Annotated in this window: 9 protein-coding genes and 1 pseudogene; 4 read left to right on the forward strand and 6 right to left on the reverse strand. The window is 67.7% G+C overall.

Translation table 11 applies throughout. The annotated features are described in order from the left end of the window. Nucleotides 1–13 precede the first annotated feature (13 nt). Nucleotides 14–496 carry an NUDIX domain-containing protein gene (locus FNH04_RS02610; protein WP_152779870.1) on the forward strand — a complete coding sequence of 161 codons (483 nt, stop codon included), beginning with the start codon at nucleotides 14–16 and terminating at the stop codon, nucleotides 494–496. Nucleotides 497–507: 11 nt separating this feature from the next. Here FNH04_RS02610 and FNH04_RS02615 read toward each other — a convergent pair whose 3' ends face one another. Beyond that, nucleotides 508–2,061 (reverse strand): globin domain-containing protein, encoded by a 1,554-nt coding sequence (locus tag FNH04_RS02615; RefSeq protein WP_152779872.1) that lies wholly within the window; start codon nucleotides 2,059–2,061, stop codon nucleotides 508–510. A gap of 405 nt (nucleotides 2,062–2,466) precedes the next feature. After that, nucleotides 2,467–2,829, reverse strand: a pseudogene (locus tag FNH04_RS47250) (HAD family hydrolase); the annotation flags it as partial. Nucleotides 2,830–3,109: 280 nt separating this feature from the next. Between FNH04_RS47250 and FNH04_RS02625 the strand changes: the two are divergent. Then, nucleotides 3,110–3,976 (forward strand): GNAT family N-acetyltransferase, encoded by an 867-nt coding sequence (locus FNH04_RS02625; RefSeq protein WP_322722514.1) that lies wholly within the window; start codon nucleotides 3,110–3,112, stop codon nucleotides 3,974–3,976. A 181-nt stretch (nucleotides 3,977–4,157) separates the two neighbouring features. After that, a complete protein-coding gene (locus FNH04_RS02630; protein WP_152779876.1) occupies nucleotides 4,158–4,610 on the forward strand; it encodes a GNAT family N-acetyltransferase in 453 nt (150 codons plus the stop codon). Nucleotides 4,611–4,716: 106 nt separating this feature from the next. Here the strand turns inward: FNH04_RS02630 and FNH04_RS02635 are convergent, their stop codons facing one another. Together FNH04_RS02635 and dnaB are read right to left on the reverse strand one after the other, a co-directional pair. After that, nucleotides 4,717–6,102, reverse strand: coding sequence for a serine hydrolase domain-containing protein (locus tag FNH04_RS02635; RefSeq protein WP_152779878.1), 1,386 nt, complete (start codon nucleotides 6,100–6,102; stop codon nucleotides 4,717–4,719). A gap of 44 nt (nucleotides 6,103–6,146) precedes the next feature. Further along, nucleotides 6,147–7,625, reverse strand: a complete 1,479-nt coding sequence (dnaB, locus tag FNH04_RS02640) for a replicative DNA helicase (protein WP_322722515.1) — start codon at nucleotides 7,623–7,625, stop codon at nucleotides 6,147–6,149. Nucleotides 7,626–8,076: 451 nt separating this feature from the next. On the opposite strand from dnaB, the gene FNH04_RS02645 reads away from it, so the two are divergent. Further along, nucleotides 8,077–9,423, forward strand: a complete 1,347-nt coding sequence (locus FNH04_RS02645; protein ID WP_152779880.1) for an MATE family efflux transporter — start codon at nucleotides 8,077–8,079, stop codon at nucleotides 9,421–9,423. 223 nt (nucleotides 9,424–9,646) lie between these two features. Here FNH04_RS02645 and rplI read toward each other — a convergent pair whose 3' ends face one another. Further along, complete coding sequence (gene rplI / locus FNH04_RS02650; protein ID WP_152779882.1) at nucleotides 9,647–10,093, reverse strand: 50S ribosomal protein L9; 447 nt, start codon at nucleotides 10,091–10,093, stop codon at nucleotides 9,647–9,649. 18 nt (nucleotides 10,094–10,111) lie between these two features. Further along, nucleotides 10,112–10,348: a 30S ribosomal protein S18 gene (rpsR, locus tag FNH04_RS02655; protein WP_003949403.1), complete on the reverse strand. Its 237-nt coding sequence runs from the start codon at nucleotides 10,346–10,348 to the stop codon at nucleotides 10,112–10,114. Nucleotides 10,349–10,585: the final 237 nt, after the last annotated feature.

Consider the following 10,585-nt stretch of genomic DNA (forward strand, 5'->3'; position numbering starts at 1 on the left):
CCACATTCCTCCCATGACCGTCCGACCCGTGGTCAAGCGCACCGCCCGCGCCGTGCTGCTCGATGGCGATGACCTGATTCTGATCAAGCGAACCAAGCCCGGCGTCGATCCCTACTGGGTCACACCCGGTGGTGGAGTCGAGCCCGGGGACCCGACCGTCGTCCACGCGCTCCATCGCGAGGTGCACGAGGAGCTGGGCGCCAAGATCACCGATGTGGTGCCCTGTTTCGTGGACACCGTCGAGCACATCGGTGAGGACGGCGGCGCGACCGGCGTAAAGGTCCAGCACTTCTTCGTCTGCCGTCTGGAGTCCATGGACACCTCCCAGCGGCACGGCCCCGAGGTGGATGATCCGCTCGGTGGCTACGAGATCGTCCGTGTGCCGTTCACCCGGGTCGGAATCGCCTCCGTCCACCTGGTGCCGCTGTCCCTGCGGCACTACCTCGACGGCAATATCGAGGGCGTCCGTGCGATGCACGCTCCTGACCTGGGCTGACCCGGACGGGCTCAGTCTCCGGCCGCGACCAGCTCTTCCACCGAGTCGTGCCTTATACGGCTCGATGGGATACCGATGTCCCTCAATGTGTCCACACCGCTGCGGATCATGCCGGGCGGGCCCGAGAGGTACGCGTCGTACTCGTTCCACGGCCCGTAGTCGCGTACGGCGTCGGTGAGCTGGAGCAGCCCGTGCCGGTCCACGACCGCCCGGACCTGCAGCCACGCGTGGCGCTGCTGCATCCGCAGCAGGGTGTCGATGTCGTACAGGTCGTGGTCGGTGCGAGCTCCGTAGAACACCTCGACGGGGCGGCGCGCACCATGCTCGGCGACATCCTCCAGCATGGCTTTGATGGGCGCTATGCCGGTGCCACCGCCGAGGCACAGCAGTCCGTTGTCCCTGGTGTGGTCGACCGTCATCGACCCCGCCGGCGGACCGAGCCGTATGACGTCACCGGGACGGGCACGGTGCACCAGCGCGCTGGAGACCCAGCCCGCCGGAATCACCTTCACATGGAACGACAGCAGCCCGTCGGAGCGAGGCGCCGAGGCGAACGAGTAGTGGCGCCAGATCCGCGGCCACCAGGGCGTCTCCAGGCTTGTGTACTGCCCGGCGAGAAAGGGGTACGGCTGGTCGGGCCGGACCGTGACGACCGCGATGTCCTGCGTCTTGAGTTCGTGGGAGACGACCTCGGCCATCCACCAGGGCGGGGACCGCAGCTCGTCCGCGGCCGCCGCGTCGATCATCACCTGGGAGATCGTCGTGTATGCCCGGACCCAGGCCGCCTCGGTCTCCTCGCTCCAGACGGCACCGGCATACCGGCTCAGTGCCCCGATGAGGCACTCGCCGACAGCCGGGTAGTGCTCGGGCCGGGTGCCGTACTTGCGGTGCCCCCGGCCCAGGTTCTGCAGGTACTCGACCAGGACCGGTGTGTTGTCGATGTGCTCGGCCGCCGTCAGCAGCGCCTTCAGCAGGCGGTCCCGCTGGGTGTCCATCGCCGGCGGAAAGAGCGAACGCAGCTTGGGATGCTGCACGAAGAGCAGGGCGTAGAAGTACGAGGTGACCTTGTCGGCGACCGGACCGACCTCGGTCATGGTCCGCCGGATGAGCTGGGCGTCGGGGGATGTCTCAGGAGCGAGTGCGGCACGTTGGGCGGGCAACCGCTCCTCGGCGGGGGAACGCGGCGGCGCGGAACGGGCAGGCTCCAGCCTGGTTCCTGTCACGGTGGCAGGTGCCGGGAGGGGGGCGGCCAGGCGTTCCTGCTGGGGTGCGGGAGCCGGTGCCGGAGTGTCGGAGGACACCGGCACGTCCACGCCCGGTATTCGCTCCTGGGTATCTGCGCTTCCGCCCGTGTCGAGGTCGCCGCTTCGCGCGGGCTCACCCTCCACAGGCCGGCCCACGGGGCGCAGCCCGGCCAGACGGCTGCCCTCGGTCTCCTGTTCGCCGCTGGCGGGTGCCGGCTGCTTGCGCGGGGTGAACCAGCCGCCCGTGCCGTTGCCGCCGGACGTGCCGTTGTCGGCCGACGCGGTGGTCGGAGCGTCCATGGTGTGCCTCGCCTCGAACATCTTTCGGTCGTTCTGCGCACTTCCCCGGTCGGGAGTTGCCTGTCGTCCCCCGCAGACGGCCTTGCTTTCCCCGTTCGGTCCCCGTCGGCCAAGCGGCCACATTCAACCCGGATTCCCGCTGCGTACGGGCAAGTAAGCGAGAGTGTGAGATGGACCGCAGTACTCACACCGCAGCGTCCCACCGTGCACCGGCGCCCTGGTCGCTTAGCGCAAAATGCGGGTCTTCGATCTCTCCGTCCCGTTAAGCTGCATTGGCCTGCGTTCATGACCCGCGAGACGTACGCACCTCACCCGGACACGAACCGGACTCGACCATACCGGCAGGCGTCCCACGCACAAGTACCCCCTGTCTTCGCTCTCTTCGCTGGAAGAGAGGTGGCCACGAACCCCCGGTTCCCTCAACCATCGGGCGCGGCACGCCAATTGGTAGGCGTCCCACAGATCCAACCCCACATAGGAGTGCGTGGCGAGACCCACGAGGTGGTCATCCGCGTTGATCGCGACCGAGACCGGCACGGCACCGAAGAGTTCCGCGTCGGAGCGTGAGTCACCGTACGCCACGCAGTCCGCGCGGGTGACGCCGAACTCCGCACAGAGCCGCTCCGCAATCTCCACCTTGGTCGTGGGGGTCAGTATCCCCGCCTGGTCAAGGGGCGCGGTGAAGGGCACATCCGGGAACCGCGAACCGTACGCGGCGTGCGCGCCCCATGCCGTGAGCCGCTCCACGAAGAAGGACGGCGAGAGCGAGACGACAGCGCAGTACTCCCCTCGCTCGCCGCCGTGCCATGGAGCTGGGTTCCGTCCAGGTCGAAGAGGTGCAGTCGGGTCATGGGGGCTGAGGCTAGCGGTGTGTCCTCTGCGGGACAGGGACGTGGGGTCGGCTCCGGGGCAGGGTGGGTCCGGATGCCGGCATATCGGTGGCTGCTCCTTGTTTCACGTGAAACATTCGTCCGCTTGTTATGGGCTTGGGCAGGACATGGCCAAAAGCGCGCACGTCTCTCTGCAAACCGGTGGACGCCAGGGGAGCAGGTCAGACAGCCTGACCTGCGTGTCGACACCTTCCCTCACCGCTCTGCCCATCCGCCGTCTGACGCCTCGCGATCTCACCGCCTGCGCCGACCTGTCCGAGGACCGGGGCTGGCCCCGTGAAGAACACAAATGGGGGTTGCTTCTCATCGCGGGAAAGGGATACGGCATTGACGACCCCGATGGCGGTCTCGTAGCCGCCTGCATCGTGACCGAGTACGGCCCGTGGGACCGCCCCGATCTGGGGGCGATCGGCATGGTGCTGGTCGCCGGGCGCCACGCCCGCCAGGGCGTCGGCCGCCGATTGATGCGCCACGTTATGACGGAGATGGGCACGACCCCGCTGACGCTCCACGCGACGCCGTTCGGCCAACCGCTCTACGAGGAGCTGGGCTTCAAGGTCACCGGTCGCGTCGAGATGGTCAGGGGCCGCTTCGCGGCCGACGGTCCGAAGCCCAGGGTCGCCACACGCTCCGCAACGGCTGAGGACATCGCCACCATCCTCCAGCTTGACCAAGAGGTCTTCGGCTCCGACCGCACCCATATGATCACGCGTCTCCCCGCTTTCGCCGACCACCTCCGCGTCGCCGAGGAGAACGGCCGGATCATCGGGTACGCGGCAGCCTGGCCGAACATGGACACCCACGTCGTGGGCCCCCTGATCGGACGCGACACGGACACGGCCAAAGCGCTCATCGCGTCTCTGGCCGCCCACACCGACCGTCCTCTGCGCACCGATATCGACGTACGCCATGACGGGCTGCTGTCCTGGCTGAAGGAGCGAGGACTCGCATCCGTGGGCTTCAACGCGGTGATGACGTACGGGATCTCCGAACTGCCGGGCGACTGGAGCCGGCGCTTCGCTCCGCTGACAGTGGCGGCGGGCTGAGGACCGTACCGGGCCCAAGTTGTTGCACGCGCTCGATGTCCGCAAGAGCGGTCTCTTGCTGTGTCTCCTCTATCCCGGTCTCAGCCGCTCCGGGACGGAGGAGACGGCATGTCAGCCACGGATCCCGCGCTCACCGACCTCGCCCAGGCAGTCGTTGAGCACACCCGCTTAGTCTGCGGCCATGGGAAATCTTGAAATACGCCCGGCCGTCGCCGACGACATACCCGCCATCGTCGCGATGCTCGCCGACGATCCACTGGGTGCTCAGCGGGAGTCACCGGACGACCTGACGCCGTACCTGGCGGCCTTCCAGCACCTCGATGGCGACCCGAACCAGCACTTGGCCGTCGCCGTGCGTGAGGACCGCGTTGTTGGCACGCTCCAGCTCACGGTGATCCCCGGGCTGTCCCGCAAAGGCGCGACCCGCTCGATCATCGAGGGGGTCCGTGTCCACGCCGACGAACGCGGCAGCGGCCTCGGTACGCGGCTCGTCCAGTGGGCGATCGACGAATCCCGGCGCCAGGAATGCCAGTTGGTCCAGCTGACCTCCGACGTGACCCGCACCGACGCCCACCGGTTCTATGAGCGTCTGGGCTTCGAGGCCTCCCACGTGGGCTTCAAGTTGCCGATCTGACGAGGGTCGGCTCTCCGTTGCTCTGTGACGTGGCGGGTGCTGTTTCACGTGAAACAGCACCCCGTCGTAACGCCCCCCAAGAAGGCCTGTGAGCGCGCAGTCGGGATTACGAGATCCCGCGCCACCCCTCGGGATCCACCCCACCGGGCACCGAAGCCCGCTCGTCGTACGGCTGCCGCGTGAACACGAACGACCCGAGGTCCAGATGGTCCACGGACCCGTCGGGCCGCCGTACGGCCCGCAGCGGCTCTCCTGCGTAGTATCCGTCGAGGCCGGTCCAGGTGCCGTCACCATTCGCACGGAACCGTGAGCCGCGGCCGTTGCCCGACAGCGGATCCAGCGAAACTCCCCCTCCGGCGACGAGCCGCAGTGCGAAGGCGTAGGTGCCCCAGTACCACGGCCCCGCCAACTCCAGTACAGATCGATCGACCTCCGGCAGCGGCCGCCAGGGCTCGGGAATCCGGGGCTCGGCCTCCGCCACGATGCGTACGAGGTCAGCGGCAACAGTCGTCACGACCAAGCCGGAGGTGCAGTTGGCCAGCACGATGACCGCCACATCGTCCTCGACGCTGATCGTGAGGTTCGCGAGAAAGCCCGGCACGGATCCGGAGTGCCCGACAAGAAAGCGGCCGTGGCGTTGCTGGAGCTGCATACCGAGCCCGTATGCCGCGCCCGCTGCCACATCCGCCGGCTCGGACGGCGCGGCAGGCGCCCGCATCTCACGGACGGACTCCGCACTCAGCACCCGGTCATCGCCGTTGGTCAGGAAGACCGCGAAGCGGGCCAAGTCACCTGTGGTAGACCAGAGTTGTCCCGCCGGCGCCATGCGCCCCAGATGCTCGGTGGGCTCCGGCAGCATCACGTCCGCCCAGGGGTGAACGGCCCATCCACCCGCGTGGGGCGCCCGCGGGTCGACGCTGGTGCGGTGCAGCCCCAGCGGTTCAAGCACCTCACGCCGCAGCACGTCCTCCCAGGGGGCTCCCCTCAGCTCCTCGACGAGCGCGCCCAGGAGCGTGTAGCCGGGGTTGGAGTAGTGGAAGCGGCGGCCGACGGGATGCCGGTGAGGCTGCTCACCGAGTACATCGGCCAGCTCCGGACGCAGCGAGCCGGGCGTACGCTCCCACCAGGGCGCGGGCGACTCCGCCGCCAACCCGCCTGTGTGGGAGAGCAGTTCGGCGATCGTGCACTCCCCCGCACGTGTGCCCGGCAGATGCTTCTCCAGCGGGTCACCGAGGTCCAAGACGCCCTCATCGCGCAACCGCAGCACGAGGACCGCCGTGAAGGTCTTGGTGATCGAACCGATCCGGTACTGCGTTTCCTCGTTTGGAGCGTGCCCCTCCACACATGTCCGCGCCCCGGTCCACACCGCCCCGCCGCCCCGGACGACCGCTGCGACCAACGACGGCGCCCGCCCCTCGACCTGAGCCACCGCGATGCGGTGCAGCAGGGCACGACGAGTGGTGGGAAGCAGCTCTTCCTGAGGTGTTGTCATGGGCCCAGTCCACCGGGCTCCGTATCAGGAGTCGAGCGGATTTATCAGGTCTGCGCCATGTCCACGAAGCGTGAGTAGTGGCCCTGGAAGGCGACGGTGATCGTGGCTGTCGGCCCGTTACGGTGCTTGCCCACGATGATGTCCGCCTCGCCCGCGCGCGGCGACTCCTTCTCGTACGCGTCCTCGCGGTGCAGCAGGATCACCATGTCCGCGTCCTGCTCGATCGATCCGGACTCACGCAGGTCGGAGACCATGGGCTTCTTGTCCGTGCGCTGCTCGGGGCCACGGTTGAGCTGGGACAGCGCGATCACCGGCAGCTCCAGCTCCTTGGCCAGCAGCTTGAGGTTTCGCGACATGTCCGAGACCTCCTGCTGGCGGCTCTCGGACCGCTTCGAGCCGCCGGACTGCATCAGCTGGAGGTAGTCGATGATGACGAGCTTCAGGTCATTGCGCTGCTTGAGGCGGCGGCACTTGGCGCGGATCTCCATCATCGACAGGTTCGGGGAGTCGTCAATGTAGAGCGGCGCCGCCGAGACGTCCGGCATACGGCGGGCGAGCCGGGTCCAGTCCTCGTCGGTCATGGTGCCGGACCGCATATGGTGCAGGGCCACACGCGCCTCGGCCGACAGCAGACGCATCGCGATCTCGTTGCGGCCCATTTCGAGCGAGAAGATCACGCTCGGCAGGTTGTGCTTGATGGAGGCGGCACGGGCGAAGTCCAGAGCCAGGGTGGACTTACCCATGGCGGGACGGGCGGCGATGATGATCATCTGGCCCGGGTGCAGACCGTTGGTGAGCTGGTCCAGGTCGGTGAAGCCGGTCGGTACCCCGGTCATCTCCCCCGAGCGTGAGCCGATCGCCTCGATCTCGTCGAGCGCACCCTCCATGATGTCGCCGAGCGGCAGGTAGTCCTCGGTGGTGCGTTGCTCGGTGACCGCGTAGATCTCGGCCTGGGCTCTGTTGACGATCTCGTCGACGTCGTCCTCGGCCGCATATCCCATCTGTGTGATACGTGTCCCGGCCTCGACCAGGCGGCGCAGAACGGCCCGCTCGTGGACGATCTCGGCGTAGTACTCGGCGTTCGCCGCCGTCGGCACCGTCTGGACAAGGGTGTGGAGATACGGGGCACCGCCGACCTTGGTGATCTCGCCGCGTTTGGTCAGCTCGGCGGCGATCGTGATGGGGTCGGCCGGCTCGCCCTTGGCGTAGACGTCGAGGATGGCCTGGTAGATCGTCTCGTGCGCGGGTTTGTAGAAGTCGTGGCCCTTGAGGATCTCGACCACGTCCGCGATCGCGTCCTTGGACAGGAGCATGCCACCAAGAACGGACTGCTCGGCGTCGAGGTCCTGCGGAGGTACGCGTTCGAACGACGGACTCCCACCGTCCCAGGCGCCGTCCTCACGACCCCGGTCGTGCTGCTCGTCCCTGCCTCGGCCACCATTGCCGCGCCGACGGGAGGCGGGCAGACGATCGCTGGGCCCACTGTCGGCCCACGGCTCGTCCAAGGGCTCGGAAATGCTCACCGGGCCGCCTCCTCACGTCCGCAGCGCGGACCTCGCCGTGCCCCTTTTTCATACGGCACGGCACTGACATATGAGAGGCCCACCTCCGCTTCCAAGGCTTCGGTTTCACATGGGTTCCGAGGGCGGAAGACGGAGCGGGCGCCGGACCACCGTAGGCCCGTCGGCACCTTCAGCCAATCTGGTTATCCACAGGCCATGTGGACAGCAGCCCCGATGCTGTGGAGAACTCTGCAAAACCTGTGCACGACGCAGTGGACAGGCCTGTGAACAAGCCCCCGAGCCACCCGGCCCCAACCTGTCTGAACTGCGGTTTTCCCATCCACTGGCTGTGCAGAAGAAAAACTTGCCCGGCCAGATCAAGATCCTCGCGAACGGTCCGTCGCGACACGCCCGAGCAGGCAAGGGGTAAGGGTCACAGTGCGATTGCATCTCTTACCTGTGGACGATTAGATTGATGGCCATGACACAGGCTCCTACGGCGACCAAGGCCACCCGACGCCGACACGACCGAGACATCGTCGCGCTGGCCGTTCCGGCCTTCGGCGCACTCGTCGCCGAGCCCCTCTTCCTGATGACCGACACCGCGATCGTCGGCCATCTCGGCACCGCGCAGCTGGCCGGTCTCGGTGTCGCCTCCGCCCTTCTCACCACCGCAGTGAGCATCTTCGTCTTCCTCGCCTACGCCACCACGGCCGCGGTCGCCCGCCGCGTGGGCGCCGGCGATCCGCGGGCCGCCATCCGCCAAGGCATGGACGGCATCTGGCTCGCTCTTCTGCTCGGCGCTGTGGTGGTCGCCGTCGTCCTGCCCGGCGCACCCGCGCTGGTGGGCGTGCTCGGCGCCTCGGATACTGCCGCCCCGTACGCGACGACATATCTGCGCATCTCCTCGCTCGGCATCCCGCCGATGCTGGTGGTGCTCGCCGCGACCGGTGTCCTGCGCGGACTCCAGGACACAAAGACTCCGCTGTACGTCGCCGTCGTCGGCTTCGTGGCCAACGCCGCCCTCAACGCGACTCTCGTCTACGGCGCCGGTCTGGGAATCGCGGGCTCCGCGTGGGGCACCGTCATCGCTCAGTGCGGCATGGCCGCCGTGTACCTCTGGGTCGTGGTCCGCGGAGCACGCAGGCACGGCGCGTCCCTGCGACCGGACGCCGTCGGCATACGGGCAAGTGCCCAGGCCGGGGCACCGCTCCTGGTTCGTACGCTCTCACTGCGGGCGATCTTGATGATCGCCACTGCGGTCGCCGCCCGCCTCGGGGACACTGACATCGCCGCGCATCAGATCCTTCTGTCCCTCTGGAGCCTGCTCGCCTTTGCCCTCGACGCGATCGCCATCGCGGGACAGGCCATCATCGGCCGCTATCTCGGCGCAGGCGACACACAAGGTGCCCGTGAGACCTGTCGCCGCATGGTTCAGTGGGGTGTTGTGACCGGGATAGCACTCGGGCTGCTAGTGATCGTCAGCCGTCCTGTATTCATCCCTCTGTTTACCGGCGACCCCGTCGTCCAGGAGGCCGCGCTGCCCGCCCTCCTCGTGGTGGCGCTCTCCCAGCCGATCTCCGGCGTCGTCTTCGTTCTCGACGGCGTACTGATGGGTGCCGGAGACGGTGCGTATCTGGCGTGGGCCATGCTGGCGACTCTGGCGGTCTTCACGCCCGTGGCACTGCTCGTTCCCGCCGTCGGCGGTGGCCTGGCGGCGCTCTGGGGAGCGATGGTGCTGATGATGTCAATGCGCATGCTGACCCTGTGGCTGCGCTCCCGCTCGGGCCACTGGATCGTCACGGGTGCGACCCGCTGAGCAGTCCAGAGCGCCGGGTCCCGTGAGGCAGGACGACCTGCCGCTTGAATCAAGCCGATTGTGTTTCACGTGAAACACCGCTCGCTTCCCCCTGTTTCACGTGAAACAGGGGGAAACCAGGGGCGCCCGAGACGGGCTCGCCTCTCCCTGTAACACCCGGCAAGCAGATGGGGCCGCACCCCGAAGGGTGCGGCCCCACATACCGCTTCAGCGAGCGCAGCGCTTACGCCGCGACAACCTCGATGCTGACCTTGGCGGCCACCTCGGGGTGCAGACGCACGGACGTCTCGTGAGAGCCCAGCGTCTTGATGGGCGTACCCAGCTCGATGCGGCGCTTGTCGACCTCGGGACCACCGGAAGCCTTGATCGCCGTAGCGATGTCGGCCGGGGTGACGGACCCGAAGAGACGACCGGCGTCGCCGGAGCGGACAGCCAGACGAACCTTGACACCCTCGAGCTGGGCCTTGACCTGGTTGGCCTGCTCGATGGTCTGGATCTCGTGGATCTTGCGAGCGCGACGGATCTGCTCGACGTCCTTCTCGCCGCCCTTGGTCCAGCGGATAGCGAACTTCCGCGGGATCAGGTAGTTGCGAGCGTAGCCGTCCTTGACCTCGACGACGTCGCCCGCGGCGCCGAGGCCGGAGACCTCGTGGGTGAGGATGATCTTCATGAGTAGGTCACCCTTCCCTTAGCGCGCGGTGGAGGTGTAGGGCAGCAGCGCCATCTCACGGCTGTTCTTCACAGCCGTGGCGACGTCACGCTGGTGCTGCGTGCAGTTGCCGGTCACGCGGCGGGCACGGATCTTGCCGCGGTCGGAAATGAACTTCCGCAGCATGTTCGTGTCCTTGTAGTCCACGTACGTGACCTTGTCCTTGCAGAAAGCGCAGACCTTCTTCTTCGGCTTGCGCACAGGCGGCTTCGCCATGGTTTTTCTCCTGTGTGATCAAGAAGTTTGGGGTACGGCCCCGCCCTCGACCAAAGGACCGGTGTTCCGGTCCGAAGGGTCTAGAAGGGGGGCTCGTCCGAGTAGCCGCCGCCACCGCCGCCGCCGGAGCCTCCGCCCCAGCCGCCACCGCCCTGGCCACCGCCCTGGCCACCGGCCGGAGCGCCGGTCGCCCACGGGTCGTCAGCCGGAGCACCGCCCTGCTGGCCACCACCGGGG

The organism is Streptomyces phyllanthi (genome assembly GCF_009377205.1).
GTDB lineage: Bacteria > Actinomycetota > Actinomycetes > Streptomycetales > Streptomycetaceae > Streptomyces > Streptomyces phyllanthi.

Bases quoted from the DNA above. Each gene is read 5' to 3' on its own strand.
- rplI (WP_152779882.1), bottom strand. From the start codon at position 10,093: ATGAAGATCATCCTCACCCACGAGGTCTCCGGCCTCGGCGCCGCGGGC.
- FNH04_RS02630 (WP_152779876.1), top strand. From the start codon at position 4,158: ATGGGAAATCTTGAAATACGCCCGGCCGTCGCCGACGACATACCCGCC.
- FNH04_RS02610 (WP_152779870.1), top strand. From the start codon at position 14: ATGACCGTCCGACCCGTGGTCAAGCGCACCGCCCGCGCCGTGCTGCTC.
- FNH04_RS02635 (WP_152779878.1), bottom strand. From the start codon at position 6,102: ATGACAACACCTCAGGAAGAGCTGCTTCCCACCACTCGTCGTGCCCTG.
- rpsR (WP_003949403.1), bottom strand. From the start codon at position 10,348: ATGGCGAAGCCGCCTGTGCGCAAGCCGAAGAAGAAGGTCTGCGCTTTC.
- FNH04_RS02615 (WP_152779872.1), bottom strand. From the start codon at position 2,061: ATGTTCGAGGCGAGGCACACCATGGACGCTCCGACCACCGCGTCGGCC.